Consider the following 25,881-nt stretch of genomic DNA (forward strand, 5'->3'; position numbering starts at 1 on the left):
GGCGAGGGAGCTTGCTCCCTCGCCACGATGATTCATACAACCCTCAAGAACGACTCACTCTCTCAAGTGGTCAAGACCTGAGCCGGGACCGGCAGCGGCGCGGCCAGCAAGCGCTCATCCAGTAACCCCAACCCTTCCTGGAAGAGCTGGTTGCTGCGCTCGGCATCCCCCAATTGCGCCAGCAATCGCGCCAGTTCGGCGCAGGCCTCGGGATTGCGCTGCAGGCGCAAACTGCTTTCCAGATAATCCCGTGCCTTGCCCCACAAACTGTTTTGCAGGCACAGGCGGCCCAGCGTCAGCAACAGGCCAGGGTCGCTCGGGTGATCCTTGAGCCAGCCTTCTGCCGCTTGCAGTTGGCGGCCCGGATCATTGCCGCGGACCAACCCGTACAGGCGCGCCAGGTGACTGTCATAGTGACGTTTGAGCGCCGCCCGCAGCACCTCTTCGGCTTCGGCCTGCGCCCCGAGTTGCCGCAGTTGCTCGGCATAGGCCAGCACCAGCGCCGATTCCTGGCGTTGTGCGGACGACAGTTGTTGCCAGGCACGGTTAAGCGATTGCAACCCGACACTGCCGTCTTCGTCACGGTGGGCTGCCAGGGTGAGGTTTTCGCCCCAGGCCCGACGCTCCAGTTCAGCCAGCTCAGCCGGCGGCAGGACTTTGTCCTTGCGCAGCTCCGGCAACAACCGAACCACCGCCGACCAATCCCCGCGCTGCTGATGCAGACGTTGCAATTGACGCAGGGTCTGGGCGTTATGTGGATGGCGATCATGCATGGCTTGCAGCGTACTCAGCGCGCCGTCAGTGTCGCCGCGGTCCATCTGCAATTGTGCGTGCGTCAGGGCAATCGCCAGCTCGGCCTGAGGCTGGCGTTCGAGGGCACGTTCCAACAGGCTGTCGCACTGTTCGTAAAGGCCTTGCTCATTGGCCGCACGGGCAGCGCCGAGATAGTACAGCAACGGTTGGCGCTCGGCTTCGGCCGCGCGATGCAAGTGACGCTGGGCACTGGCCCAGCGACCTTCGGCAAGGTCCAATTGTCCGTGCTCGATTGCCACCTGCACCCGTCGGCTGCGGTTGCGTCGCGACCATGGGTTGACCACGCCAGTGGAGGTGGTCACCAGCCCGATCAAGGCGCTCATGCCCCTCCACACCAGCCAGAGCACCGCCACCAGCGCCAGGGTGACCCAAAGGCCGGCCTCGTATCGGAAGTTTTTATAAGCCACCAGCACGTAACCCGAATGTTCGGCGATCGCCACGCCCAGCACGGCAGCAACGGCGATGACCACGAACATAATCACGTAGAGGCGTTTCATGGCGTGGCCTCCTGCTCATCAGGTTTGGCCAGCGGCTTGACCGACTCTTCGGCGTTCAGGTTGCGGCGTTCCAGATAGGCCTGAACGCTGCTCAGGGTCCCGGTCAGGTCCGGCGTGACGACCGTCACCGGCTGTTCGGCCAGCTCGGCCACACGTTCGAGCATGACTTTGCTTTGCGGATTGTCCTGATTGAAGTTGTTCTTGAGCACGTCCTGCGCTTGAGCCAGTGCCTGGGTGTACACCGGGGCCTGACCGTTGAGAGCGGCCCATTGCGCCTGCTCCAGGGCCAGGCTCAAGGCCAGGCGCACCTGCACCAGACTCTGCCCGGCCAGGAGCGGACGGACATTCTCGTCCGCGTTGAAATCGATACGGATATAGCGCGATATCTGGTCCCACCACTGTGCCCAGCGGCTGGCGCCATCGCCATCGGCAGTCAAGCCCAGCAACGACTCGCCACGGTCCTTGTATTCGGGTGCCAGCTCGGTGAGTTGCAGCACCTGGTCACGCAAGGCCCCCAACTGCAGGAACAGCCCGGTACGATCCGGCTGCTCGGTACTGCGCAACGCCGCTAGGGTCTTGGCCAGTTGCTCGCGAGCGGCGAACGAACCGGGGTCGTTTTGCTCGCGCAGGATTTCGTCAGCGCCCTGCACCAGCGCCTGGGCACTGCTGATGTCCTGCAGGGCGGAAAGACGCAGGCTGGCCAGGCGCAGCAGGTGTTCGGCCTCGGCCAGGCGCCAGTCCTTGCGGCTGGCACCGAGCACGGTTTCCAGGCGCTGGTTCAGTCGCTGTTGATCACCCTGCAACTGGGCGACCTGACGCCGACGCTCTTCCAACTCTTGTGCCGGTGGCAACTGCGCCAGACGCTCACTGAGGCGTTGCTCGTTGAGCTTTAGGGCCTGGGCCTGATCGTCGAGCGCCTGAACCTGGGTGGACTGCTGCTGGTTATTGGCTTGCAGATGGCGCACCTGCCACACGCCCCACCCACCCACGGCCACGCCGGCGGCGCCCAACAACAACGCGACAATGGCCAGCCCGTTGCCGCGACGCGGCGCCTTCGGAGCCGGGGTTTCAACCGGCGTATCGATCGCTGGTTGGTCTTGATCTTTTGGCAAGGCTGTTTCGCTCACGTATCCATCCTTTGCATTAGAAAACGGCACGGACTGATTCCGTAACGCCGTCAGCAAAGCCGCGGCACTGGCGCCACGGCAATCCACAACTGTCAGGGCTCCGGCGGCACGGGCCATCTCAGCAACCCTTGGGCTTGGAACGAACAACGGTAACCGTGCCAACGCAGGCCATGCGTCGCCGGCCAACCGCTGCAGATGCTCGAAGCTCTGCCCACTGCTGACCACCAGCGCGTTCAAGCGTTCCGCTTTGACTCTTGCCGCCAACTCACCTTCCCGGTAATGCGGCAGGCTGCGTCGGTACAGTTCCAGATAATCGACACTAGCACCTTGCTCGCGCAAGCGCTCCGCCAGCAAACCGCGCCCGCCCTCGCCGCGCACAATCAAAACCTTGGGATTGGGTCGGGTGATAGCCTGGCGTAACACCAGATGCTCCAGCAAGGCTTCGCTGTCGTCGCCGCTGTCGGGATAAAACACAGTGAGGCCGGCATCGATAAGAATCTGCCCGGTCGCCGCCCCCACGCTGAACCAGGGTTGGTCTGGGGGCTGAGGCCAATATTGGCGCAGCAGTTCCACACACAAACGTGCGGCAGGCTTGCTGACCACAATCACGGCACAGTACTGGTCCAGACTTTGAAAGATAGCCCGCCCGGAATCGGACAGGGGGACCGGCTCGATATCCAGCAACGGCAGGCTGCTGCTGTACACCCCGGCCTCGGCCAGGACAGCCGCCAGGGCCGACGACTCGTCAACCGGCCGGGTCAGCAGCAGCCGCCAGCCCGTCACGCGTGGCCCGCCTCGCCGTAGACCTTCTTGAGAATGTCGTCAGCGCCCTGGTTGAGCAGGTCTTCGGCTACCCGGACACCCAGTGCTTCGGCATCGCGGCGCGGCGCCCGGGCCTCGGCGCTGAGCAGTCGGCCACCGTTCGGATCACCCACCAGACCGCGCAACCAGACCTGCTCGCCTTCGAGTACGGCGTAACAGGCGATCGGCACTTGGCAACCGCCATTGAGGTGTTTGTTGAGGGCGCGCTCGGCGAAGACCCGGGTGGCGGTGTCGTCGTGATGCAGTGGCGCCAGCAGGGCATGGATTTCGCTGTCGGCGCTGCGACATTCGATACCCACCGCCCCCTGCCCACCGGCCGGCAGGCTGTCATCGACGCTGATGGCCGATGTGATGCGATCTTCAAAACCGAGGCGGATCAGGCCGGCGGCGGCAAGGATAATTGCGTCGTACTCACCGGCATCGAGTTTGGCCAGGCGGGTGTTGACGTTGCCCCGCAGAAAGCGGATCTGCAGGTCTGGGCGGCGGGTCAGCAACTGCGCCTGACGACGCAGGCTGGAGGTGCCGACCACACTCCCGGCGGGCAGCGCGTCGAGGCTTGCAAACGTGTTGGAAACGAACGCATCGCGTGGATCTTCTCGCTCGCAGATGCAAAACAGGCCCAGACCTTCCGGAAAGTCCATGGGCACATCTTTCATCGAGTGCACGGCGATATCGGCTTCGTTGTCCAGCAGCGCGGTTTCCAGCTCCTTGACGAACAGACCCTTGCCGCCGATTTTCGACAGCGGCGAGTCCAGCAGCTTGTCGCCGCGACTGACCATGGGCACCAGCGTCACGATCAGGCCGGGATGGGCCTCTTCCAAACGGGCTTTGACGTATTCGGCCTGCCAGAGGGCCAAGGCACTTTTACGGGTGGCGATGCGGATCTCGCGAGGGGACATGGATCAATCCGTACTTAAAAGATACGGCGGATAATAACAGCTCAGCCAAATTCGCTTTGACTTGAATCACGACCCCAAGGCCTCCCTGGCCGTCAATGTCCTGGAAATGAACGCGCTAACGGCTTGGACGCCTTGGAACCTCAAGCTAAAGCTGTTGCATCATCTTGCGCACACCGGCCACGTGCCGCCGGCTGACAATCAGCGCGTCGCCATTGAGGCCTTTGAGAAACAACTGGAAATGCCCAAGGGGTGTGCGCTGCAAACGCTCGATACGCTCGCGAGCCACCAAGGCGTTGCGGTGGATGCGCACGAAGCGTTCACCGAACTCGTCTTCAAGGGCCTTGAGTGGCTCGTCCAGCAGCACCTCGCCGCTCTCGTGACGCAAGGTCACGTATTTATGGTCGGCGATAAAATAGACCACCTGATTCAATGGGATCAGTTCGATGCCTTTGCGAGTGCGCGCACTGATGTGGCTGCGCGGGCCGCTGCCGCTTTCGGCGGCCGGACGGGTCAACGCCGCCAGTTGCACGCGGTTGGGCCGCTCGGCCTTGCGCAAGGCCTCGACCAGCGCCTCGGCACTGACCGGCTTGATCAGATAGCCCACGGCGCCGGCTTGCAGCACCTCCGGCGGGAAGTCGTCCCGAGTGGTGCAGAACACCACCGCGGGCGGTGACTCGCGCTCGCACAACTTCGCCGCGACCTGCAAACCGTCCAGGCCAGGCATGCGAATGTCGAGCAGCACGACATCCGGCTTGTGGCTGTCAATAAGGGCCAACGCCTCTTCGCCATTGGTGGCGCTCGGCTCCAGGACACTGTAACCCTCGAGTTCGCCAACCATTCGGCTCAGGCGCTCACGGGCCAGTGGTTCGTCATCAACGATCAGGACATTCATATTGCGCTGGATTCCTGCGTGAGTCTCGCACAAGGATAGCGTAGACAGGGGAAGTGACATCCGTCACCGCGATCCACGCTAAGACTCGTTCGAGGGCCAAAAAGTGCCGCGAGGCGGTTGTCTATCTTTACCCGCGCCTGCCGATCGATGCTCGAGGCCTGTTGTCGCACGGCGTCGTCGTAGGAATTGTTAACACTCCATCTGACCAATACGAGCCCCCCTCTTCTATTCGTCCAATGCTCCGTGGATGAAAAAGTAAAAGTCCTACAGTCCACTGTAGACGGTTGCCGCGCCGATATTGCTCAATCGGAAAATATCGTTGTGCGAAAACCCCATTAAAAACTCGGGAGGTGCGCAAAAAACCTGCCGACCAGTGCCAGCGCCAGTCCCGGCAACCCTGCTATCATCCGCCGCAGCCTTAACCGCTACTTTTTCCACAGCCGATCACGAGCGAATTCATGAGCACTGACAAGACCAATCAGTCCTGGGGCGGCCGCTTCAGTGAACCCGTCGACGCCTTCGTCGCCCGCTTCACCGCCTCCGTCAACTTCGACCAGCGCCTGTATCGCCACGACATCATGGGCTCGATCGCCCACGCCACCATGCTGGCCAAGGTCGGCGTACTGACCGATGCCGAGCGCGACAGCATCATCGATGGCCTGAAGACCATCCAGACTGAAATCGAGGCCGGCCAGTTCGACTGGCGCGTTGATCTCGAAGACGTGCACATGAACATTGAAGCGCGCCTGACCGATCGCATCGGCGTGACCGGCAAGAAACTGCACACCGGCCGCAGCCGGAACGACCAGGTGGCCACCGACATTCGCCTGTGGCTGCGCGATGAAATTGACCTGATCCTGGGCGAAATCACCCGCCTGCAAAAAGGCTTGCTGGAACAGGCCGAGCGCGAAGCCGAGAGCATCATGCCGGGCTTCACGCACTTGCAAACCGCTCAACCTGTAACGTTTGGGCATCACATGCTGGCCTGGTTCGAAATGCTCAGCCGCGACTACGAGCGCCTGGTGGACTGCCGCAAGCGCACCAACCGCATGCCCCTGGGCAGCGCCGCGCTGGCCGGCACCACGTACCCTATCGATCGTGAATACACCGCACAGTTGTTGGGTTTCGACGCCGTGGGCGGCAACTCGCTGGATAACGTTTCGGACCGCGATTTCGCCATCGAATTCTGCGCCGCCGCGAGCATCGCGATGATGCATCTGTCGCGCTTCTCCGAAGAACTGGTGCTGTGGACCAGCGCGCAATTCCAATTCATTGACCTGCCGGATCGCTTCTGCACCGGCAGTTCGATCATGCCGCAAAAGAAAAACCCCGACGTACCGGAGCTGGTACGCGGCAAGAGTGGCCGGGTGTTCGGCGCGCTGATGGGTCTGCTGACCCTGATGAAAGGCCAGCCGCTGGCCTACAACAAGGACAACCAGGAAGACAAGGAGCCGCTGTTCGACGCCGCCGACACTCTGCGTGATTCTCTGCGGGCCTTTGCCGACATGATCCCGGCGATCAAGCCCAAGCATGCAGTGATGCGCGAAGCGGCCTTGCGCGGCTTCTCCACCGCCACCGACCTCGCTGATTACCTCGTACGCCGTGGCCTGCCGTTTCGTGACTGCCACGAAATCGTCGGCCATGCCGTGAAGTACGGCGTGGACAACGGCAAGGACCTGGCAGAAATGAGCTTGGACGAACTACGCCAGTTCAGCGACCAGATCGAGCAGGACGTGTTTGCTGTGCTGACTCTGGAAGGTTCGGTCAATGCCCGCGACCACATCGGCGGCACAGCACCTGCCCAGGTCAAGGCCGCCGTGGTGCGCGGCCAGGCGTTGCTCGCCAGCCGTTAAAAGCTAAAACTTCGCGAGCAAGCCCGCTCCCACAGTAGGTCTTCAGTGAACCCAAAATCTTTTGGACATGGAGAACCAATGTGGGAGCGGGCTTGCTCGCGAAGGCGCCCTTCAAAGCGCTGAAAAATTACTTCTTGGCGGCAATCATCGCCAAAAACCCCGGCATCGCCGCATCCTTGTCGGCCGCAATCCGCTGCACGTGCGGGTTCTGCTCCAGTCGCTCCATCAGCCCCTTGGCCGCCGGCATATCCGCCAGCAAGTCGATATCGAACACCTTCCGGCCCACCTGGCACGCCAGCGATACGCTGTAGAGGAAATACAGATCAGCGAGGCTCAGACTGTCACCCGCCACGTAGGGCGAGAATTTGCCGTGACGGCCGAGCGAGGCGAACCCCAGCAGCAATTCGGCCTTGGTCTTTTCCTTGATGGCGTCGGGTACCGACATGCCGAAAAACGCCTCGGCGTAGCAAGCCCGTCCCGGCAGCTCGATGTACAACTCGATTTCCCTGCACAAAGCCAGCACCTGGGCACGCTCGAACGGGTCGCTGGGCAACAGGGCTTTGCCCGGCTGGGTTTGCTCGATGTATTCGAGGATCACGCTGGTTTCGTTGATAAATCCCTGCTCGGTCTTGAGCACCGGCACCTTGCCTCGCGGACTGATGGCCAGCACATCCGGGGTCTGAGCGCCGTAGAACGGCACCTCTTCGAAGGGCAAGCCCTTCTCCAGCAGCGCCAGCTTGACCATGTTGTAATAATTGCTGACGGAAAAACCATAAAGCTTGAGCATGACAAAGCCTCCAGGCCGTGCGGGGTTGGCAGCCTTGCGTTATAGACCGTCGAGCCGTTTCCTGCCAGACGCATCACTGCGCTGAATGCGGGTAAACTGGCGACCTTTCTCCAAGGAGCCTGCCATGAGCGAGCCAACCGACATCGACAACGACGAAGAAGAGTTCGTCGAGAACACGCTGATCCAGGCCATCGAAAACCAGATCGAAAATGACAACCCGCCAGCGGCCAAGGCCATTTTCAATAAATTGACCCTGGTGGGTTACGAGCGCGAAGAAATTCTCAACCTGATGGCCCATGTGCTGGCAGTAGAAATTGATGCGATCCTGGAAGAGGACCGAGCGTTCGATACTCAGTGGTACGAAACGGCGTTGCGCGCTCTTCCCGAGTTGCCGCCGGAAAAGAAATAAGGCCTCACCGACTGTGGCGAGGGAGCTTGCTCCCGCTCGGCTGCGCAGCAGCCGTCAAGCTATTGGGACCGCTTCGCGCTCCAGCGGGAGCAAGCTCCCTCGCCACAACCAATTACGCCTGCAGTCACCCAAAATAAAAAAAAGCATGACGCTGACACTGGACAGCTCGGCCGAGTGCGCTCACTTTAGTGACGCTGTCGACCAAATTCCTAGAAAGTCTGGAGTCCTTATGTCGCTTACCCCTGAGCTGGTTGCCGAACTGGAAATCCTTGCACTCTTCAACCTGGACAGTTCCCAGGAAGGCCTGAAAATCCATCAGACCGCTGCCCCCTCTGCCATCGCTGCCGCCAAACGCCTGTTCGAAAAAGACCTGATAACCCAGTCCGACGGTGGTTACCTGACCAGCCTGGGCCGGGATGCCACCGAGCATGTGCAAAGCCTGCTGACCATTCTCAACGTCGTAAAAGAAGCCGCCTGATTCCTCCTGTCGCCCACGGAAATCTCCTTCATCGAGGTTTCCGCGGGCGCCCTGGCGCACTGTGTAAAAATTCTGACGTCAAAAACATACTTTCAGCTTAAGAAATCCGGGGTTCGGGCGCTAAACTGCCACCACCTGTGATCTCCCACGTTCGACGCCGCGAGCCGGTTTGAGCTGACATGACCCGCAATCACGAAATACGCCCCGATCTGGACGAAGGAATCGACCGCAAGGTCCTGAGCCAGTTGCGCGCACGTTTTCTCAAGCTCAACAGCGTACGGATGGATCGCGCCCTGGAAGGTCTATCGACCCGCCAGCAAAGCGTACTGACGCTGCTTCCGTTGTTTTTCCACGTCAACCACCCGCTACTGCCCGGTTATGTCTCGGGCAGCACACCTGCCGGGCTGTCCAACTACGAGCCCGACGCCAGCGTCCTCGCTGAAGCCCAGCGGCTGACCCGCTCGTTCTCCTACAAGCCGCGCCACGGCAGCAATCCGCCGCGACCGATTCTGGGTCTGTTTTTGATGGGCAGCCTTGGCACCCTCGCCCAAGCGGATCAAAGCGACATGGATGTGTGGGTCTGCCATGGTCCGGACCTGAGCGAGGACGAACTGGCCGAATTGCGCAAAAAATGTCTGCTGCTGGAAACCTGGGCGGCGACCCAGGGCGCTGAAGCGCATTTTTTCCTGATCGACCCGGCGCGCTTTGTCCGCGGCGACCGGGACACTCAGCTCAGTTCCGACGATTGCGGTACAACCCAGCATTACCTGCTGCTGGACGAGTTCTACCGCACGGCGATCTGGCTGGCCGGACGCACGCCGATCTGGTGGCTGGTGCCGGTGTATGAAGAAGAAAACTATGAGCAGTACACCCACACGCTGATTTCCAAACGCTTCATCCGCGCCGATGAAACGCTCAACCTGGGGCACCTGGCCTATATCCCGCCGGGAGAATTTATCGGCGCCGGCCTCTGGCAATTGTTCAAGGGCATCGAGTCGCCCTACAAATCAGTGCTCAAGCTGCTATTGATCGAAGTCTACGCCAGCGAACACCCGAACGTTCGCTGCCTGAGCCTGCGCTTCAAACAGGCGGTGTTCGCCAACCGCCTGGACCTGGAAGAGCTCGATCCATACATGGTGGTTTACCGTCGCATCGAGGAATACCTCAACGCCCGGGGTGAATCCGAACGCCTGGAACTGGTGCGAAGGGCGCTTTACCTGAAGGTCAATCGCAAGCTGACCGGCCAGGGGCGCAGCTCCGGCTGGCAACGGGTTCTGCTTGAGCGTCTGGCCCGGGAATGGGGCTGGGACCCACGGCAACTGGCGCTGCTGGACAGCCGCAGCCAGTGGAAAGTGCGTCAGGTCAGCAACGAACGACGTGCACTGGTCAACGAACTGACCTATAGCTACCGCTTCCTGACCCAGTTCGCCCGCACTGAAAAAACCGTCAGCCTGATCAACAGGCGCGACCTCAACGTCCTGGGCCGGCGGTTGTATGCCGCATTCGAGCGCAAGGCCGACAAAGTCGAGTTCATCAACCCCGGCATCGCCCCGGACCTGGCCGAAGACACCCTGACGCTGGTGCAGTCACCGAACAAGAAAGAACCCGGGCAGAACCAGTGGGGCCTGTACAACGGCAGCCTCAACGCCCTGGAGTGGGAAAACTTCGCACCGATCAAACGCTGCCGCGAGTTGCTGGAGTTGCTGACCTGGTGCCATCGCAACGGCGTGATCGACAGCAGTACGCGCCTGGCGCTGCACCCTGGTAGCAGCGACCTGAGTGAGTTCGAACTGTTCAACCTGCTGGGCAGCCTGCAACAGTCCATCGCCTTGCCGCTGAGTACGGTAGATGAAGAACAGCTGTTGCGCGCCAGCGTGCCCAGCGAAGTGCTGATACTGGTTAACGTCGGCGTCGATCCGCTCAAGCATCATCGCGACCTCAATATCCTGATGACCACCGAGCGCACGGACTCCCTGAGCTACGCCGGGGTTCGGGAGAACCTGGTGCTGACCCTGGACCAGGTCACGCTCAACAGCTGGAACGAAGTGCTGGTCAACCGCTTCGACGGCGAGCATGCCCTGCTCGACTGTTTGCGCGATTACCTCAACGACTTGCCCGTCACGCAGCGCCAGCCGCGTTTGCAGGTACGCTGTTTCTGCCACAACCGCGCGCAGTTCATTGCCCGCCGGGTCGAGGAAGTCATCGAAACGGCGCAGACCTTATTACTAAGCAGGCTCAACCACCGCTATCTGCTCCAGGTCCAGCAGCACTACCACGTACTGGAGCTGGTGCCGGGCCAGGTCAATCACGTGGCCCTGGGCAGCCTGTCGGCGCTGATGGATTACCTGGGCGAGGAGCTGACGGCCTACAGCCCGCTGCACCTGGACCCGATGGCTCTGGAGGACCATGACCTGGCGCTGATCCTGCCCATGGGGCAGCCCGAGTGCATTCAGGTGTTCTACCGGGTCAACGAGGACGACGCTGAGCTGTACGTGCTCGATGAGCTCAATGCCCTGTGGCAACAGCGCTTGCCTTATCACGACGACCACAGCCTGCTGGTGCCATTGCAGCGCTTCTTGCAATCGGTGCTGTACCGCCGCGACGCGTTACTGCCGATGGATGCCACCCAGCCACTGCCCCTGGAAACCCTGTACTACCAGCTCCTGCCCTCGGGCAGCGGGCGGGCACGGCGGATCGAGGCGCGGCAGGCACCGCAAACGCCAGTGAACAAGCCGTTCTATGACGTGCAGGCAATCATCGGCAAAGCCACCCATGGGCAGGTGCACGTCACCCTGTATTGCGATCAGCGGGAATTTTCGGAGTTGGAACATGGCGACCAGTTGTTCCGCGTGGTCGCCAGGGAGATCGTCGAACAGCGCCGTGAGGCCGAACGCTATCGCTGCTACATCACCGACCTGGACCTCTCGGGTCTTGTGGGTGATGGGGCCTGCTCAAGTAATTTGTACCTGCGCTACAAGGCTGACCTGGAACGCGCCCTGAACGAGGCGCTGGCCTTGGTCTGAAGCGTTTAGAGGTGGAAATCGCCGCCCGCTTCCGGCTGGTATTCCACGGCCAGCAACGTCAGTTTCAGCGTCTTGCCGCCCGGCGCCGGCCAGTCGATGTGCTGGCCAACCTTCAGGCCCAACAGTGCGCTGCCTACCGGGGCAAGGATGGATATCTTGCCTTCGTCGGCATTCGCGTCCTGTGGATAAACCAGGGTCAGGTGATAGTCCTTGCCGCTGCTTTCTTCGCGGCAGTGCACACGCGAATTCATGGTCACGACATCGGCGGGCACTTCATCGTGGCCTACCACGGTGTCGGCACGATCCAGTTCGGTTTGCAACGCAATCACGCCCGGCAGCGTTTCATCAAGGCTATCGATCAGGCGCTCCAGACGTTGTACGTCCAGACGTGTAAGGGTGATGGAAGGTACGGTCATGATTCAGGCAGACTCCTTTGTTCTGCACGAAAAAAGCAAAACCCCGCCACAAAAAGACGGGGTTTTCACGGGCCTCGATGAGTTGAGGCGTATCTGGACACTATCAGTAGGAGCTGACGAGTGCAACGAGGCTGCGATCTTGTCCCAGGCAATTGAGCCTTATGCGAAAGCCCCAAGATCAAGATCAAAAGATCGTCCGAACGCGGCCCGAGCCTTCGGCAGCTCCTACCGGGATTTGCGCTCGAGCGCCTCGGCACAGATCGCCCGACGACGTTCATCATCGGCCGACCGCCACTGGCGGATGTCTTCCACGTGGCGGAAACAGCCGAGGCAGACTTTCTGCTCATCGAGTTTGCACACGCCAGTGCAAGGCGACGGCACGGCGGGGCTGACGTTGCTGTAGAGCGGCTTGGCCGGCCGCGCCGGGGTGTTCTGGCTCACGCTGTCAAAGGCCTTCGAAATCCAGTTCCACCCCGGCCTGCTGTTTGACGATGCGCTCGAGCATCTCGCCCAATTGCTCTTCGCTCTTGTCGCACATCCAGCGCTCGCTTTCCTCGTCGTAGTCGAAGTGGAAACCGCCGGACACCGCTGCCAGCCACAACTGGCGCAACGGCTCCTGGCGGCTGAAAATCAACTGGCTGCCGTTTTCGAACTTGACGGTCAGCACCCCGGCGGAGCTTTCCAGGTCGATGTCCAGCTCGCTTTCGTCGAATACATCCTCCAGCGTTTGCTGGGTCGCATCGACCAGATCGTGGAAACGGGCTTCAGTCAAACTCATTGCGGCAACCTCGAAAATGTCTGCTCATGCTCAAGCGCCGCAAGATACGGACGCTTCCCAGCGATTGCAAAGGATATACCGACCGACGACAGCCGGCCTTGGGAAAAGCCCCCCGGCGCCGGACGGGAACCCCGTTGCATAGGCAAGCTGCCGGGTGGCCGGTATACTCCGGCGCAATTAACGCATTTTCAAGGATTTCGCCATGAAGCGCCTGATCTCTTCCCTTGCTGCGCTCGTCGCGGTTGCTTGCCTTGTGACAGCCTGTGGTCAAAAAGGTCCGCTGTACCTGCCCGATGACAGCAAATCCCCTGAAGAACAGGCCAAGTCGTCGCAGTCCAAGTCCCACGCGCACGATACCCACACCACTTATTAAGGGAACGCCATGGACGCTTTTAACTACCGTGGCGGGGAGCTGTTCGCGGAAGGAGTTGCCTTGTCCGCGCTCGCGGAACGTTTCGGCACGCCAACCTACGTTTATTCCCGTGCACACATCGAAGCCCAGTATCTGGCCTTCGCCGATGCTCTGGCCGGCATGCCGCACCTGGTGTGTTTCGCCGTAAAAGCCAACTCCAACCTCGGTGTGCTCAACGTCCTGGCACGCCTGGGCGCCGGCTTTGACATCGTTTCCGGTGGTGAGCTCGAACGCGTGCTGGCCGCCGGCGGCAGCGCCGACAAGATCGTTTTTTCCGGCGTCGGCAAGACCCGTGAAGACATGCGCCGCGCCCTGGAAGTGGGGGTGCACTGCTTCAACGTCGAATCGACCGATGAGCTGGAGCGCCTGCAACTGGTCGCCGCCGAAATGGGTGTCCGCGCGCCGATCTCTTTGCGCGTGAACCCGGACGTTGACGCCGGCACGCACCCGTACATTTCCACCGGTCTCAAAGAAAACAAGTTCGGCATCGCCATTGCCGACGCCGAGGATGTGTACGTACGCGCGGCCCAACTGCCGAACCTGGAAGTGCTGGGTGTGGATTGCCACATCGGCTCGCAACTGACCACCCTAGAACCTTTCATCGATGCCCTTGACCGCCTGCTGGCGCTGGTTGACCGCCTCGGCGACTGCGGCATCTACCTGCGCCACATCGACCTGGGCGGCGGCGTCGGCGTGCGCTACCGCGACGAAGAGCCGCCACTGGTGGCCGACTACATCAAGGCTGTGCGTGAACGCCTCGACGGTCGCGACCTGGCCCTGATGTTCGAGCCGGGCCGCTACATCGTTGCCAATGCCGGTGTGCTGTTGACCCGGGTCGAATACCTCAAGCACACCGAGCACAAGGATTTCGCCATCGTCGATGCGGCGATGAACGACCTGATCCGCCCGGCGCTGTACCAGGCCTGGATGGACGTCACTGCGGTGCGTCCTCGTGATACCGCCGCCCGCAGCTACGATATTGTCGGCCCTATCTGCGAAACCGGCGACTTCCTGGCCAAGGGCCGGGAGCTGGCGCTGGAAGAAGGCGATCTGCTGGCTGTGCATTCGGCCGGGGCCTACGGGTTTGTCATGAGTTCCAACTACAACACTCGCGGCCGCTGCGCCGAAGTGCTGGTGGACGGTGATCAGGCGTTTGAAGTGCGTCGCCGCGAGACGGTAGCCGAGTTGTTTGCCGGCGAAAGCCTGCTGCCGGAGTAAAACCATGCTGCTGCGTTTTACCAAGATGCACGGCCTGGGCAACGACTTCATGGTCCTCGACCTGGTCAGCCAGCACGCGCACATCCTGCCCAAGCATGCCAAACAATGGGGCGACCGGCACACCGGTATCGGTTTCGATCAGTTGCTGATCGTCGAGGCGCCCAACAACCCGGACGTGGACTTCCGCTACAGGATCTTCAACGCCGATGGTTCGGAAGTCGAGCAGTGCGGCAACGGCGCCCGCTGCTTCGCCCGCTTCGTACTGGACAAGCGCCTGACCGCCAAACGGCAGATTCGCGTCGAGACTAAAAGCGGCATCATCGAACTGGATGTGCGCAACGACGGCCAGATCGGCGTCAACATGGGCGCCCCGCGCCTGGCACCGAAGGACATTCCGTTCCAAGCGCCGGCCCAGGCCTTGAGCTATCAGTTGGAGGTCGACGGCACCACGGTGGAACTGGCGGCAGTATCCATGGGCAACCCCCATGCCGTCTTGCGAGTCAGCGATATCAACAGCGCGCCAGTGCATGAGCTGGGGCCGAAGATCGAAAATCATCCGCGCTTTCCCGCGCGGGTGAACGTCGGTTTCCTGCAGGTCATCGATCGCCACCGTGCGCAATTGCGCGTCTGGGAACGCGGTGCCGGGGAAACCCAGGCTTGCGGCACCGGCGCCTGCGCAGCGGCCGTCGCCGCGATCAGTCAGGGATGGATGGATTCACCTTTGCTGATCGACCTGCCCGGCGGACGCTTGTCCATCGAATGGGCAGGCCCCGGCCAACCGGTGCTGATGACCGGCCCGGCAGTACGCGTATACGAAGGACAAGTTCGTCTTTGAGTGAGTCAAACCCATGACCGACAAGCCACAGGTTCCAGCCCCGCAGCCCGACGAATCCCCCAGTCATCCGGACGCCGCAGCCGTGGCTGCGTACCTGGAGGCTCACCCGGACTTCTTCGTCGAGCATGAAGAACTGCTGGCGACGATGCGCATCCCCCACCGCCGCGGCGATACCGTGTCGCTGGTCGAGCATCAGATGAAGATTCTGCGCGAGCGCAACATCGACATGCGTCATCGTCTTTCGCACCTGATGGACGTAGCCCGGGATAACGATCGGCTCTTCGACAAGACCCGTCGCTTGATCCTGGCGCTAATGGATGCCAACACCCTCGAAGACCTGGTGATGAGTGTCGAAGACAGTCTGCGTCAGGATTTCCAGGTGCCTTTTGTCAGCCTGATCCTGTTTGGCGATAACGCCATGCCAGTGGGGCGCTGGGTCACCCACGCCGACGCACAGACAGCCATCGGCGGCTTGCTCACGGAAAACAAGAGCGTCAGCGGCAGCCTGCGCGAACATGAGCTGGACTTCCTCTTCGGCGAAGAACAGCGCAAGCAGATCGGCTCCACGGCTGTCGTCGCCATCGCCCACCAGGGCGTACATGGCGTGCTGGCCATTGCCAGTCGCGATCCGCAACACTACAAAAGCTCGGTGGGCACGTTGTTTTTAAGCTACATCGCCGAAGTCACCGGCCGGGTCCTGCCGCGCATGACTGGTTCGCTGCGCTCGGTACGCTGATGATGGAACGGCAGCTGGACGCCTACTGCGAACACCTGCGCAGTGAGCGCCAGGTGTCGCCCCACACGCTGTCAGCCTATCGCGGCGACCTGGAAAAAGTATTGGCCTGGTGCCAGAAGCAAAACATCGGCAGTTGGGCAGCCTTGGATATCCAGCGCCTGCGCAGCCTGGTCGCCCGCCTTCATCAACAAGGGCAATCTTCCCGCAGCCTGGCACGACTGTTGTCAGCCGTGCGAGGCCTGTACCACTACCTCAACCGCGAAGGGCTGTGCGATCACGACCCGGCCACCGGCCTGGCACCGCCCAAGGGCGAACGCCGGCTGCCCAAGACCCTGGACACCGATCGGGCCCTGCAATTGCTGGAAGGCGCTGTCGAGGATGACTTCCTGGCACGAAGGGACCAGGCGATTCTCGAATTGTTCTATTCCTCCGGCCTGCGGCTTTCCGAACTGACGGGGCTTAACCTGGATCAACTGGACCTGGCCGATGGCATGGTCCAGGTGCTGGGCAAGGGCAGCAAGACACGTTTGCTGCCCGTTGGCCGCAAAGCCCGTGAGGCCCTGGAGCTATGGCTGCCGTTGCGGGCGCTGACCAACCCGGCCGACGACGCGGTATTTGTCAGCCAGCAAGGCCGGCGCCTCGGCCCGCGAGCGATCCAGGTGCGGGTCAAGGCCGCCGGAGAACGCGAGCTGGGACAGAACCTGCATCCCCACATGCTCAGGCATTCCTTCGCCAGCCATCTGCTGGAGTCTTCCCAGGACCTGCGCGCTGTCCAGGAACTGCTCGGCCACTCGGACATCAAGACCACGCAGATCTATACCCACCTGGACTTCCAGCACCTGGCGACGGTCTATGACAGTGCCCACCCCAGGGCCAAACGAATCAAGGGCGACGAATCATGACCATCGAGCTCATCACTTTCGACCTCGACGACACCCTATGGGACACCGCCCCGGTGATCGCCAGTGCCGAAGCCATATTACGCCAGTGGCTGACCGACAACGCCCCGAACCTGGGCAGCGTGCCGGTGGAGCATCTTTTTACCATTCGCGAGCAAGTGTTGCGCGAGGAGCCCGGCCTGAAGCACCGCATCAGCGCACTGCGCCGACGAGTGCTGTTCCGTGCCTTGCAGGACGCCGGTTATGACCAGTGGCAAGCCTCGGAGCTGGCGGACGAAGCGTTCGAAACATTCCTGCACGCCCGTCACCAACTGGAAATCTTTCCCGAGGTGCAGCCTACCCTGGAAATTCTGGCTAACCATTTCGCCCTCGGCGTGGTCACCAATGGCAACGCCGATGTACGCCGCCTGGGACTGGCGGATTATTTCAAGTTCGCCCTGTGCGCCGAGGACATCGGCATCGCCAAGCCTGACGCCAGGCTGTTCCACGAAGCCTTGCAACGCGGCGGCGCCACGGCGCAAACCGCCGTGCACATTGGCGATCATCCAGGTGACGACATCGCCGGCGCCCAACAGGCCGGCTTGCGGGCCATCTGGTTCAACCCGGCGGGTAAAGCCTGGGATGCCGAGCATGCACCGGATGCAGAGATTCGCAGCCTGACCGAGCTGCCAGGGTTGCTGGCGGGCTGGCATAGCCAATCCTGAGCCGCCTGTTTTGTGGCCACCAAAACTCAAATTGTGGGAGCGAGCCCGCTCGCGATAGCAATGGCACATCCAGCATCGATGTGACAGATGGATCGCTATCGCGAGCAGGCTCGCTCCCACAAGAACCGTGCCTGGCTTGGAAATAGAATCACGCCCATGAAAAAGCCCGCAGCGACGGCGGGCTTTTTCTGCAAGCAAGAAGCAGATGCTCAGATCGGGCGGCTGCCGTACTTGTTGTCCGGTTTCTTGGGCGGATCCGCAACAACGTTGGCCTCCACTTCCTGCACTTTACCGCCTCTGGCCAGGAACTCCTCCATGGCCTTGGCGAGCGCATCACGCTCCTTGTTCTTGGCCTCTACGCTCGGCAACTCGTCGACCGACACCGCCGCTTTGGCCTTGCCTTTGGCGGTTGGCGCCGGTACATCGGCCCCATCATCGTCGGCGACGTCTTCAGCCGCCGCTTCCAGGCCTTCTTCGGCCTCGTCTTCGTCACCTACTTCGAGGTCGTCGTTTTCCAGATCATCGTCGCTCATGTTCTACCTCATGACTTGCGAAAAGCAGATTAGTTATAGCCCAGCTTCGCCGTCTGTCGAAGGCTGCCAGAAAAAATTCAACATCCGCCGGCAATCAGCGGTTACGCCCCATCACCGTACAAAGTGGCGAGGACCTTACGAGCACCGCCATGATCACGGTGCTCGCCCAGATAAACACCTTGCCAGGTACCCAATGCCAACCGTCCCGCCGTGACCGGCAGACTAAGCTGACACCCCAGCACGCTGGCCTTGAAGTGCGCCGGGAGGTCGTCCAGGCCTTCGTCGTTGTGCTCATAATCGGCGGTTCCTTGTGGGATCAGCCGATTGAAAAATCGTTCGAAGTCTCGACGTACCGCCGGATCGGCGTTCTCGTTGATGGTCAACGAGGCCGAGGTATGCTGCAGCCACAGATGCAACAGACCGACACGACATGCCCGGAGTTCAGGCAGGCCGGCGAGCAACTCGTCCGTTACCAGATGAAAGCCCCGAGGCCTTGCCCGCAGGGTTATCAGCGTCTGTTGCCACATACAGATCTCCGCACGTTCGGCGCGCATTCTAGCGCGGTCTGGGAAAAAACAAAGGGCCTAATACGCCTGCTTTGGTGTAAGCCTATGGCCGTAGAAAAACCCATGTCGCGTCCATAACAAAAGACGTCGGAAAAACCGACCCATCCTGTGAGCAATGACAAATTCCAGACAAAAAAATGCCCGGCGAACCGGGCATTTTTTATTGCGTGTGCTTACAGATTGTAGCCACGTTCGTTGTGCTGGGCCAGATCCAGGCCGACCGCCTCTTCTTCCTCGGAGACACGCAGGCCCATGACAGCGTCCAGGACCTTGAGGATGATGAAGGTGACGATCGCAGTGTAGATCACCGTGAAGCCTACACCCTTGAGCTGAATCCACACTTGCGCGCCGATATCAGTCACGGTGCCGAAGCCACCCAGGGCCGGCGCTGCGAACACACCGGTCAGGATCGCGCCCAGGATACCGCCGATGCCGTGCACGCCGAAGGCGTCCAGGGAGTCGTCATAGCCCATTTTGCGCTTGAGGGTAGTGGCGCAGAAGAAGCACACCACGCCCGCCGCCAAACCGATGACCAGGGCGCCCATCGGGCCCACAGTGCCGGCAGCCGGCGTAATCGCAACCAGACCCGCCACCACACCCGAGGCAATGCCCAGTGCGCTTGGCTTACCGTGGGTGATCCACTCGGCGAACATCCAGCCCAACGCCGCCGCAGCGGTTGCAATCTGGGTCACCAGCATTGCCATACCGGCGGTGCCGTTGGCCGCGATGGCGGAACCGGCGTTGAAGCCGAACCAGCCAACCCACAGCATGGCCGCGCCCATCAGGGTGTAACCCAGGTTATGCGGCGCCATCGGCGTAGTTGGGAAGCCTTTGCGCTTGCCCAGTACCAGGCACGCCACCAGGCCAGCAATACCGGCATTGATGTGCACCACGGTGCCGCCAGCGAAGTCCAGCACACCCCAGTCCCACATCAGGCCGCCGTTGCCGGACCAGACCATGTGTGCAATCGGTGCATAAACCAGGGTGAACCACACGCCCATGAAGATCAGCATCGCGGAGAACTTCATCCGCTCGGCGAACGCACCGACGATCAGCGCCGGGGTGATGATGGCGAACGTCATCTGGAAGGTGATGAACACCGCTTCAGGGAACAGGCCCGTCAGGCTATCGGGGGTGAGACCCGCCAGGAATGCCTTGTTCAGACCGCCGACGAACGAATTGAAGTTGACGACGCCCTGCTCCATCCCCGTGGTGTCGAACGCAATGCTGTAGCCATAAATGACCCACAGGATGCTGATCAGGCCGGTAATGGCAAAGCATTGCATCATCACCGACAGAATGTTTTTCGACCGAACCATACCGCCGTAGAACAGCGCCAGGCCGGGAATGGTCATGAACAGTACAAGAATTGTGGCAGTGAGCATCCAGGCTGTGTCGCCGGAGTTCAGGACTGGGGCTGCCGCTTCTTCTGCCATGGCCAGGCCAGGCGTTACGAAGGACAACAGGGCTCCTAGCCCTGCGAATTTACGCAGAGTCATATTGTTTTCTCCTGGGGCGTTGGGTTTGGCGGCTTAGATTGCGTCGGTATCGGTTTCGCCGGTACGGATGCGAATAGCCTGTTCCAGATTGACCACAAAGATCTTGCCGTCACCAATCTTGCCGGTATTGGCGGCCTTGGTGATCGCCTCGATAACCCGGTCCAGATCCTTGTCGTCAATGGCGACATCGATCTTCACCTTAGGCAGGAAATCAACCACGTATTCCGCGCCGCGATACAGCTCGGTGTGACCTTTCTGACGACCGAAGCCTTTGACCTCAGTAACGGTAATGCCCTGCACGCCGATTTCGGACAGCGACTCGCGCACGTCGTCCAACTTGAACGGCTTGATGATGGCAGTGACTAGCTTCATGAAACTTTCTCCCGAATTGGTGGACTTGCCCCAGGAAAACAAACCCGACTCAAGTCTAAGCGCAGTGCCTGGCTTTGTAACGCATCGTCGGCCCAAGTTGCCCGACCGGTGCCAGCTAACCACTCTGACGAAGCTCCCCGCCTCGTCGGCTGCACTGCATTCGTCACAGCGACTGCATCAGTGCATGGGTCATCAGCCACTAAGCAGAAACCTTGCCATCTGTGCCCAAACCTTCTGATTTCAGTCTCTTACCCACTGTGCCGGCTTGTGCCGCACCCCGAACCGGAACAATACGCACAACAACAGTGCGACGATGCCCGACCCCGTGCGCGAAAAGCGTGCACTCCTTGCTCGCCAATTGAATATAGACGCTGCGTGATACACTGCCCTCCATCGTTTTCAGGACACCTGCCATGCTTGCGCCCAAAGACCTCCTCGACGCCCTGAGCGGCCACGCTTCCCGCCTCTTGAGCGGCGACACACCCCTGCCCAAAAGCGAAATCGAAAGCCAGTTCAAGGCCCTGCTACAAAGCGGCTTCAGCAAGCTGGATCTGGTCAGCCGGGAAGAATTCGACAGCCAGATGGTCGTACTGGCCCGAACCCGGGCGCGGTTGGAGAGCCTGGAGGCAAAGGTGGCGGAGTTGGAGGCGAAGGTAAATCCACCTACCGAATAACGCTCCCTACAACGCTTTTGTGCCAAGATCGCAAACCGGCAGCTCAGCCACTCGCGGCTCGCGGAGATTGACCTTGGGCCAGCGCAAGCGGCAACTCCAGGGTAAACAGCGCGCCCTTACCCGGGCCCGCGCTCCGCACCGTCAGCTCGCCGCCCATTTCATGCGCAGCCAGAATGCAACTGTGCAGGCCAAAGCCGTGACCGTCGGCGCGCGTAGTAAAACCATGCTCGAACACCCGGGTGAGATTGTCCCTGGAAATACCCTCGCCGTTGTCCTCGACCTCGATCCGCACACGCTTGTCGTCAGTGGCCTTCAGACGCAGGGTAATGCACGACGGTCGATCCGCCACCGAATCAAGCGCCTGCTTGGCGTTGTTGATTAGATTGATCAGTATTTGCAGCACCTTGTGCTTGTCCAGCGACATCATCGGAATATCGGCGAGCTCCTTGGTCAGCGTCACACGATGGCGAGCCAGGGACACATCGCAGATGCGTACCACATCCTCGATCAGCTCTCGCAGCGAACCCGGCTCCAGCACGCTGGAGTTACCGGCATAGGACTGCTGGGTGGCGACGATCTCCTTGATATGGTCGATGCTCTTGGTCAGCTGCACCAACTCATCGATCATGCTCCGCTGCTCGGCGGCCAGGGCTTCGGCCAACTTGCCAAGATAGCCGGGTAGCGCGCGACCTTTCGGATCGCTGCTGATAAAGGCGCCGAGATCATCGGAATGCTCCCTCATCAATTCAGCGACCCTGATTACCCCCTGCCCTTTGGATGCGTGCACTTTCTCGTACAAGAGTCGGGCTGACACATTGACGCTATTGAGTACATTGCCCACGTTGTGCAGCACATTGGTGGCGATTTCCGCCATACCGGCCCGGCGCGCGGTAGTGACCAGTTCGGCCTGCGCCTCACGCAACTCGTCATTGACCCGGGCCAGTTGCTGCGGGCTGGGGATCTTAAGGGCTGCAGGCACCAGCCGGACCAGCAGGATGGCAGTAATCACCGAGGCGATAGCGGTGATGACCTTGACCAGCGCCGACAGCCAATAGTAGGGCTGCCAGATGGTCAGGATTTCCATCACATGGCTGGTCCCGCACGCCAGGATGAACACCCCAAAAGCCGTCAGCATCCAGTCAAAAGGCACGTCTTTGCGCTTGTGGATAAAGTACAGAAGGGTGAAAGGGATGGAGATGTAGGACAGGGTGATCAAGCCATCGGCAATGACATTGGTCCACAGCAAATCCGGCCGCCACATATAGCAATGCCCATGGGGCATAAAGCGCTTGTCGGTTAACAGAGCCAGCAGATCGTTCATGGGCCACTCACTCCCTGTGCCGTAGATGCCGATTGGACAAATCGGAGTCTAGCAGGGCCTGGGACGGTCATTTTGAAGGCTCTGCGAAACGGCCGCAGAGCCATGCTGAACAAACGCGCGCCCTATCGCGATCGTGGTCGCGCGGGTGATCGGCCATTCACAACCGCAACATCCTGGCAAAATTTTCGCCTTCAATTGCCCCACCAAAAGCCTATCCCACGACTAACCTTCAAGAGCCGCAGGACGCGGCCCCTTATTCACTCAAGGAACGATTGCATGTCGCTCGCCATTGTCCATAGCCGCGCCCAGGTGGGGGTGGAGGCTCCTGCCGTTACCGTTGAAGTCCATCTGGCCAATGGCTTGCCATCGCTGACGATGGTCGGTTTGCCTGAAGCGGCGGTGAAGGAAAGCAAGGACAGAGTGCGCAGCGCGATCATCAATTCGGGCCTGAATTTCCCGGCTCGGCGCATCACCCTGAACCTGGCGCCGGCGGACCTGCCGAAGGACGGCGGGCGATTCGACCTGGCAATTGCCCTGGGGATCCTGGCGGCCAGCGTACAAGTGCCGACCTTGATGCTGGACGATGTGGAATGCCTCGGCGAGCTGGCGTTGTCCGGCGCGGTGCGCCCAGTGCGCGGTGTGTTGCCCGCCGCGCTGGCGGCGCGCAAGGCCGGGCGTACGCTGCTGGTACCGCGAGCGAATGCCGAGGAAGCCTGCCTGGCGTCGGGGCTGAAGGTGATCGCCGTGGATCATTTGCTCGAAGCGGTGGCGCACTTCAACGGCCACACCCCTGTGCAGCCCTATGCTTCCAATGGATTGCTCTCGGCGAGCAAGCCTTATCCCGACCTGAATGAAGTACAAGGCCAGGTCGGGGCCAAGCGCGCATGCTGATTGCCGCTGCGGGGGCGCATAACCTGTTATTCAGCGGACCACCCGGTACCGGCAAGACACTGCTGGCGAGCCGTTTACCGGGATTGTTGCCGCCACTGGCTGAATGTGAGGCCCTGGAGGTCGCCGCGATACAGTCGGTGGCCAGTTGCGTGCCGTTGAGCCATTGGCCGCAGCGCCCGTTTCGCCAGCCACATCACTCGGCGTCCGGCCCGGCGCTGGTGGGTGGCGGATCAAAGCCGCAACCGGGGGAAATCACCCTCGCCCACCATGGCGTGCTGTTTCTCGATGAACTGCCGGAATTCGACCGCAAGGTCCTTGAGGTCTTGAGGGAGCCACTGGAATCGGGTCACATTGTGGTTTCTCGCGCCCGTGACCGGGTGCGCTTTCCGGCGCGCTTCCAACTGGTGGCGGCGATGAATCCCTGCCCCTGTGGGTACCTTGGCGAGGCCAGCGGCCGATGCTCGTGTACGCCGGACATGGTGCAGCGCTACCGCAATAAACTCTCCGGCCCGTTACTGGACCGCATCGACCTGCACCTGACCGTCGCCCGGGAAGCCACGGCGCTGAGCCCAAAAAGCGAATCCGGTGCCGATACGGCTACCGTAGCCGAGCAAGTGGCCGAAGCCCGCGAACGCCAGCAAAAGCGCCAGGGATGTGCCAACGCGTTCCTGGATCTGCCGGGTTTGCGTCGGCATTGCAAGTTATCCACAACCGATGAAACCTGGCTGGAAACCGCCTGCGAACGACTGACCCTGTCGCTGCGAGCCGCTCACCGCTTGCTCAAGGTCGCCCGTACGCTGGCGGACCTTGAGCAAGCGGATCGAATCAGCCGAGAGCACTTGGCCGAAGCATTGCAATACCGGCCCGCCACGCCCTGATGGGCATCATGGCTTGCTCAGGTCCACCAGCGGCGTATTTCGTACTTCGGTTTCCTGGGTGCCCTGGATTTCATCGATACGTTTGAGGGCTTTATCCACAGCTCCTTTATCCGCCAACAGGCTGTAGTGGATCTGGAACTGCTTCTGCTCTTTTGGCGAGAGGGTGGGCACCAGGCCCAGTGGCCGTTGATACCGGCGGTTATAGGAGAAACTGGTGCCCGGCTCCAGCCCGGTCACGTAACCCTGACCTTGGGTGTCAGTGTTTTTCCACAGGGAGAACACGGGGAGCGTGCCGGTGTTGAAGCCCACCGATACACCGAGGCTACCGGCCTTGTTGTGCAACACGGTGAGCGTGTCGCCCTTGGCATCGGCATAAGGCACGACGTTGTAAACGGTTTCGTCGTAGTCCTTGGTTGGCCCTCGGTAGGTTTGCCAATCCGCCAGATCGCCCTTGGCCTTGTCGTTGAACGGCGAGACCTGCTTGACCGGTGCCGCGAAGCGAGCCCCCTGCTCCAGGAACGGTGTGCTGAAATTGCTGTGGTAAAGCGCTTGGTATTCCTTCGGATAGTCGCCGTTGTTGGTCAGCGTATCCTTGAGTGCGAAGCTCACGCTGCCGGGCTCGGTCAGCAGTTCGGTTTGTACCGAGAAATCGACCTTTTTGAAGGCTTGCTCCTTCAGCTCGCCCCGCAGAGTAATGGCATACGGCGGTTTTTCATCGATGTGTAGCGTCACTTTGTTGGCCGGGATGTTGGCGGCGCGGCCATGCAGAGTCAGCAGCTCGCCGTTGTCCATGCCGGGATGGCCGACCCATTCGTAGCCACAGCGCGTCACCAGCTCGTTGAAGCCTTCGAGCCAGCCCAGTCCACCGCGACCATTGAGCTCGATGAACGACGGATTGACCACTTCCTTGACTGGCGAATCCCAGCCCATACGCACGTCACCGACCGAGGCCTGCAGTACGTTCATGCCCCGTGTTGGAACGACCGAGAGCTTCATCGTGCCGTTGTCGATATCGACGATGCTGACGCCTTCCTGCCGACCGCCATGCAGGGTGCGCATTGTCACGGAAAAGGGCTTGTCGGTTTTCACGCCGAGCTGCTGGCTGGTGACTTTCCAGGGCTGAGCGGCTTTATCGGTGTCGAGCAGGACGTAATCCCAGGCCATGGCGTGGGACGTAGCGCCCAGGGCGCTGAGGGCAATGACAAGTTTGAGCGGAGTCATAAGGGCAGCCTTTTCTTGGAGTTGTGCGGTTTTTATAGACTTGAAGAAACGTTTCAGCAAGCTTAAAAACAGCGAATACCTCGAAAAGACGCAGTGCTGCAGCAACCGGCCTTCGCGCAAACAGGTTCGCTTTTAGATATCGGAGGGTCAGTTGCAGGGATGCTGGCCCTAAGGCCCTCTTCGCGAGCAAGCCCGCTCCCACATTGATTAGGGATGGCCGCAAAATGCCCGTTCGCCGCCAAGCCCCTGTGGGAGCGAGCTTGCTCGCGATAGCGGTGAGTCAATTGCGGTGATGTTGGCTAGGCCGCCTCTTCGCAAGCAAACTCGC

25 protein-coding genes and 2 pseudogenes are annotated in these 25,881 nt (G+C 60.9%); 12 read left to right on the forward strand and 15 right to left on the reverse strand.

What is annotated here, in order from left to right:
* Nucleotides 1–62: 62 nt before the first annotated feature.
* The 5 genes and pseudogenes from HU811_RS08290 to HU811_RS08305 all read right to left on the reverse strand — a co-directional run bounded on the left by HU811_RS08290 (nucleotide 63) and on the right by HU811_RS08305 (nucleotide 5,050).
* On the reverse strand, nucleotides 63–1,310 hold the full coding sequence (locus HU811_RS08290) for a heme biosynthesis protein HemY (protein WP_092395111.1): 1,248 nt from the start codon (nucleotides 1,308–1,310) through the stop codon (nucleotides 63–65).
* The gene (locus tag HU811_RS27385; RefSeq protein WP_367616232.1) at nucleotides 1,307–2,437 is read right to left on the reverse strand and encodes a uroporphyrinogen-III C-methyltransferase; all 1,131 of its coding nucleotides are present in this window, start codon (nucleotides 2,435–2,437) and stop codon (nucleotides 1,307–1,309) included. The genes HU811_RS08290 and HU811_RS27385 overlap by 4 nt, the downstream gene beginning before the upstream one ends.
* Nucleotides 2,438–2,473: 36 nt before the next feature.
* A pseudogene (locus HU811_RS27390) lies at nucleotides 2,474–3,220 on the reverse strand (uroporphyrinogen-III synthase); the annotation flags it as partial.
* Nucleotides 3,217–4,158 carry a hydroxymethylbilane synthase gene (hemC, locus tag HU811_RS08300; protein ID WP_186655231.1) on the reverse strand — a complete coding sequence of 314 codons (942 nt, stop codon included), beginning with the start codon at nucleotides 4,156–4,158 and terminating at the stop codon, nucleotides 3,217–3,219. The pseudogene HU811_RS27390 and the gene hemC, both read right to left, overlap by 4 nt.
* Before the next feature lie 145 nt (nucleotides 4,159–4,303).
* Nucleotides 4,304–5,050: a LytR/AlgR family response regulator transcription factor gene (locus HU811_RS08305; RefSeq protein ID WP_092395102.1), complete on the reverse strand. Its 747-nt coding sequence runs from the start codon at nucleotides 5,048–5,050 to the stop codon at nucleotides 4,304–4,306.
* 458 nt (nucleotides 5,051–5,508) lie between these two features.
* Here HU811_RS08305 and argH point away from each other — a divergent pair, with 458 nt between their 5' ends.
* Entirely contained in the window at nucleotides 5,509–6,903 is a 1,395-nt protein-coding gene (gene argH, locus HU811_RS08310; protein WP_092395096.1) for an argininosuccinate lyase, read from the forward strand.
* A gap of 127 nt (nucleotides 6,904–7,030) precedes the next feature.
* Here argH and HU811_RS08315 read toward each other — a convergent pair whose 3' ends face one another.
* Nucleotides 7,031–7,690, reverse strand: a complete 660-nt coding sequence (locus HU811_RS08315; RefSeq protein ID WP_186655233.1) for a glutathione S-transferase family protein — start codon at nucleotides 7,688–7,690, stop codon at nucleotides 7,031–7,033.
* A gap of 124 nt (nucleotides 7,691–7,814) precedes the next feature.
* Between HU811_RS08315 and HU811_RS08320 the strand changes: the two genes are divergently transcribed.
* The 3 genes from HU811_RS08320 (at nucleotide 7,815) to HU811_RS08330 (ending at nucleotide 11,600) form a co-directional block, all read left to right on the forward strand.
* Nucleotides 7,815–8,099 carry a hypothetical protein gene (locus tag HU811_RS08320; protein ID WP_186655236.1) on the forward strand — a complete coding sequence of 95 codons (285 nt, stop codon included), beginning with the start codon at nucleotides 7,815–7,817 and terminating at the stop codon, nucleotides 8,097–8,099.
* A gap of 229 nt (nucleotides 8,100–8,328) precedes the next feature.
* Nucleotides 8,329–8,577 carry a TIGR02647 family protein gene (locus tag HU811_RS08325; protein WP_186655239.1) on the forward strand — a complete coding sequence of 83 codons (249 nt, stop codon included), beginning with the start codon at nucleotides 8,329–8,331 and terminating at the stop codon, nucleotides 8,575–8,577.
* 179 nt (nucleotides 8,578–8,756) lie between these two features.
* Nucleotides 8,757–11,600, forward strand: coding sequence for a class I adenylate cyclase (locus tag HU811_RS08330; protein ID WP_092452885.1), 2,844 nt, complete (start codon nucleotides 8,757–8,759; stop codon nucleotides 11,598–11,600).
* 5 nt (nucleotides 11,601–11,605) lie between these two features.
* On the opposite strand, the gene rnk is transcribed toward HU811_RS08330, so the two are convergent.
* From rnk to cyaY, 3 genes are all read right to left on the reverse strand, one after another.
* A complete protein-coding gene (rnk, locus tag HU811_RS08335) occupies nucleotides 11,606–12,016 on the reverse strand; it encodes a nucleoside diphosphate kinase regulator (protein WP_047226129.1) in 411 nt (136 codons plus the stop codon).
* Between the two features lie 225 nt (nucleotides 12,017–12,241).
* Entirely contained in the window at nucleotides 12,242–12,457 is a 216-nt protein-coding gene (locus HU811_RS08340; protein ID WP_186655242.1) for a DUF1289 domain-containing protein, read from the reverse strand.
* A 4-nt stretch (nucleotides 12,458–12,461) separates the two neighbouring features.
* Nucleotides 12,462–12,794: an iron donor protein CyaY gene (cyaY, locus tag HU811_RS08345; protein ID WP_047226131.1), complete on the reverse strand. Its 333-nt coding sequence runs from the start codon at nucleotides 12,792–12,794 to the stop codon at nucleotides 12,462–12,464.
* Nucleotides 12,795–12,996: 202 nt separating this feature from the next.
* Between cyaY and lptM the strand changes: the two genes are divergently transcribed.
* The 6 genes from lptM to HU811_RS08375 are packed head-to-tail and all read left to right on the forward strand — an operon-like array spanning nucleotide 12,997 to nucleotide 17,598.
* Nucleotides 12,997–13,167: an LPS translocon maturation chaperone LptM gene (gene lptM / locus HU811_RS08350; RefSeq protein WP_047226132.1), complete on the forward strand. Its 171-nt coding sequence runs from the start codon at nucleotides 12,997–12,999 to the stop codon at nucleotides 13,165–13,167.
* A gap of 9 nt (nucleotides 13,168–13,176) precedes the next feature.
* The gene (gene lysA / locus HU811_RS08355) at nucleotides 13,177–14,424 is read left to right on the forward strand and encodes a diaminopimelate decarboxylase (RefSeq protein WP_092395078.1); all 1,248 of its coding nucleotides are present in this window, start codon (nucleotides 13,177–13,179) and stop codon (nucleotides 14,422–14,424) included.
* 4 nt (nucleotides 14,425–14,428) lie between these two features.
* Nucleotides 14,429–15,259 (forward strand): diaminopimelate epimerase, encoded by an 831-nt coding sequence (gene dapF / locus HU811_RS08360; RefSeq protein WP_092395075.1) that lies wholly within the window; start codon nucleotides 14,429–14,431, stop codon nucleotides 15,257–15,259.
* 13 nt (nucleotides 15,260–15,272) lie between these two features.
* Nucleotides 15,273–15,995, forward strand: a complete 723-nt coding sequence (locus HU811_RS08365) for a DUF484 family protein (protein ID WP_092395072.1) — start codon at nucleotides 15,273–15,275, stop codon at nucleotides 15,993–15,995.
* 2 nt (nucleotides 15,996–15,997) lie between these two features.
* On the forward strand, nucleotides 15,998–16,897 hold the full coding sequence (gene xerC / locus HU811_RS08370) for a tyrosine recombinase XerC (protein ID WP_186655256.1): 900 nt from the start codon (nucleotides 15,998–16,000) through the stop codon (nucleotides 16,895–16,897).
* Nucleotides 16,894–17,598, forward strand: coding sequence for an HAD family hydrolase (locus HU811_RS08375; protein WP_092395069.1), 705 nt, complete (start codon nucleotides 16,894–16,896; stop codon nucleotides 17,596–17,598). The genes xerC and HU811_RS08375 overlap by 4 nt, the downstream gene beginning before the upstream one ends.
* Before the next feature lie 209 nt (nucleotides 17,599–17,807).
* Here HU811_RS08375 and sutA read toward each other — a convergent pair whose 3' ends face one another.
* From sutA to glnK, 4 genes are all read right to left on the reverse strand, one after another.
* Complete coding sequence (gene sutA, locus HU811_RS08380) at nucleotides 17,808–18,131, reverse strand: dormancy-specific transcriptional regulator SutA (protein WP_092395066.1); 324 nt, start codon at nucleotides 18,129–18,131, stop codon at nucleotides 17,808–17,810.
* Nucleotides 18,132–18,232: 101 nt separating this feature from the next.
* Nucleotides 18,233–18,658 (reverse strand): secondary thiamine-phosphate synthase enzyme YjbQ, encoded by a 426-nt coding sequence (locus tag HU811_RS08385; RefSeq protein ID WP_092395986.1) that lies wholly within the window; start codon nucleotides 18,656–18,658, stop codon nucleotides 18,233–18,235.
* A gap of 212 nt (nucleotides 18,659–18,870) precedes the next feature.
* A complete protein-coding gene (locus HU811_RS08390) occupies nucleotides 18,871–20,196 on the reverse strand; it encodes an ammonium transporter (RefSeq protein WP_092395063.1) in 1,326 nt (441 codons plus the stop codon).
* A 33-nt stretch (nucleotides 20,197–20,229) separates the two neighbouring features.
* Entirely contained in the window at nucleotides 20,230–20,568 is a 339-nt protein-coding gene (glnK, locus tag HU811_RS08395) for a P-II family nitrogen regulator (RefSeq protein WP_002555808.1), read from the reverse strand.
* 413 nt (nucleotides 20,569–20,981) lie between these two features.
* Between glnK and HU811_RS08400 the strand changes: the two genes are divergently transcribed.
* Nucleotides 20,982–21,242, forward strand: a complete 261-nt coding sequence (locus HU811_RS08400) for an accessory factor UbiK family protein (RefSeq protein WP_058543112.1) — start codon at nucleotides 20,982–20,984, stop codon at nucleotides 21,240–21,242.
* Nucleotides 21,243–21,285: 43 nt separating this feature from the next.
* Here HU811_RS08400 and HU811_RS08405 read toward each other — a convergent pair whose 3' ends face one another.
* Nucleotides 21,286–22,563 carry a sensor histidine kinase gene (locus tag HU811_RS08405; protein ID WP_186655245.1) on the reverse strand — a complete coding sequence of 426 codons (1,278 nt, stop codon included), beginning with the start codon at nucleotides 22,561–22,563 and terminating at the stop codon, nucleotides 21,286–21,288.
* A 276-nt stretch (nucleotides 22,564–22,839) separates the two neighbouring features.
* On the opposite strand from HU811_RS08405, the pseudogene HU811_RS08410 reads away from it, so the two are divergent.
* A pseudogene (locus HU811_RS08410) lies at nucleotides 22,840–24,332 on the forward strand (YifB family Mg chelatase-like AAA ATPase).
* Nucleotides 24,333–24,338: 6 nt separating this feature from the next.
* Here HU811_RS08410 and HU811_RS08415 read toward each other — a convergent pair.
* On the reverse strand, nucleotides 24,339–25,553 hold the full coding sequence (locus tag HU811_RS08415; protein WP_186655248.1) for an aldose 1-epimerase family protein: 1,215 nt from the start codon (nucleotides 25,551–25,553) through the stop codon (nucleotides 24,339–24,341).
* Nucleotides 25,554–25,881: the final 328 nt, after the last annotated feature.

Origin of the sequence: Pseudomonas tehranensis (assembly GCF_014268615.1) — a bacterium.
Classification (GTDB): Bacteria; Pseudomonadota; Gammaproteobacteria; order Pseudomonadales; family Pseudomonadaceae; genus Aquipseudomonas; species Aquipseudomonas tehranensis.

Excerpts from the sequence above, each read along its gene's own strand:
- HU811_RS08290 (WP_092395111.1), bottom strand. The coding sequence starts at position 1,310 with ATGAAACGCCTCTACGTGATTATGTTCGTGGTCATCGCCGTTGCTGCC.
- hemC (WP_186655231.1), bottom strand. The coding sequence starts at position 4,158 with ATGTCCCCTCGCGAGATCCGCATCGCCACCCGTAAAAGTGCCTTGGCC.
- HU811_RS08305 (WP_092395102.1), bottom strand. The coding sequence starts at position 5,050 with ATGAATGTCCTGATCGTTGATGACGAACCACTGGCCCGTGAGCGCCTG.
- argH (WP_092395096.1), top strand. The coding sequence starts at position 5,509 with ATGAGCACTGACAAGACCAATCAGTCCTGGGGCGGCCGCTTCAGTGAA.
- HU811_RS08315 (WP_186655233.1), bottom strand. The coding sequence starts at position 7,690 with ATGCTCAAGCTTTATGGTTTTTCCGTCAGCAATTATTACAACATGGTC.
- HU811_RS08320 (WP_186655236.1), top strand. The coding sequence starts at position 7,815 with ATGAGCGAGCCAACCGACATCGACAACGACGAAGAAGAGTTCGTCGAG.
- HU811_RS08325 (WP_186655239.1), top strand. The coding sequence starts at position 8,329 with ATGTCGCTTACCCCTGAGCTGGTTGCCGAACTGGAAATCCTTGCACTC.
- HU811_RS08330 (WP_092452885.1), top strand. The coding sequence starts at position 8,757 with ATGACCCGCAATCACGAAATACGCCCCGATCTGGACGAAGGAATCGAC.
- rnk (WP_047226129.1), bottom strand. The coding sequence starts at position 12,016 with ATGACCGTACCTTCCATCACCCTTACACGTCTGGACGTACAACGTCTG.
- cyaY (WP_047226131.1), bottom strand. The coding sequence starts at position 12,794 with ATGAGTTTGACTGAAGCCCGTTTCCACGATCTGGTCGATGCGACCCAG.
- lptM (WP_047226132.1), top strand. The coding sequence starts at position 12,997 with ATGAAGCGCCTGATCTCTTCCCTTGCTGCGCTCGTCGCGGTTGCTTGC.
- lysA (WP_092395078.1), top strand. The coding sequence starts at position 13,177 with ATGGACGCTTTTAACTACCGTGGCGGGGAGCTGTTCGCGGAAGGAGTT.
- dapF (WP_092395075.1), top strand. The coding sequence starts at position 14,429 with ATGCTGCTGCGTTTTACCAAGATGCACGGCCTGGGCAACGACTTCATG.
- HU811_RS08365 (WP_092395072.1), top strand. The coding sequence starts at position 15,273 with ATGACCGACAAGCCACAGGTTCCAGCCCCGCAGCCCGACGAATCCCCC.
- xerC (WP_186655256.1), top strand. The coding sequence starts at position 15,998 with ATGGAACGGCAGCTGGACGCCTACTGCGAACACCTGCGCAGTGAGCGC.
- HU811_RS08375 (WP_092395069.1), top strand. The coding sequence starts at position 16,894 with ATGACCATCGAGCTCATCACTTTCGACCTCGACGACACCCTATGGGAC.
- sutA (WP_092395066.1), bottom strand. The coding sequence starts at position 18,131 with ATGAGCGACGATGATCTGGAAAACGACGACCTCGAAGTAGGTGACGAA.
- HU811_RS08385 (WP_092395986.1), bottom strand. The coding sequence starts at position 18,658 with ATGTGGCAACAGACGCTGATAACCCTGCGGGCAAGGCCTCGGGGCTTT.
- HU811_RS08390 (WP_092395063.1), bottom strand. The coding sequence starts at position 20,196 with ATGACTCTGCGTAAATTCGCAGGGCTAGGAGCCCTGTTGTCCTTCGTA.
- glnK (WP_002555808.1), bottom strand. The coding sequence starts at position 20,568 with ATGAAGCTAGTCACTGCCATCATCAAGCCGTTCAAGTTGGACGACGTG.
- HU811_RS08400 (WP_058543112.1), top strand. The coding sequence starts at position 20,982 with ATGCTTGCGCCCAAAGACCTCCTCGACGCCCTGAGCGGCCACGCTTCC.
- HU811_RS08405 (WP_186655245.1), bottom strand. The coding sequence starts at position 22,563 with ATGAACGATCTGCTGGCTCTGTTAACCGACAAGCGCTTTATGCCCCAT.
- HU811_RS08415 (WP_186655248.1), bottom strand. The coding sequence starts at position 25,553 with ATGACTCCGCTCAAACTTGTCATTGCCCTCAGCGCCCTGGGCGCTACG.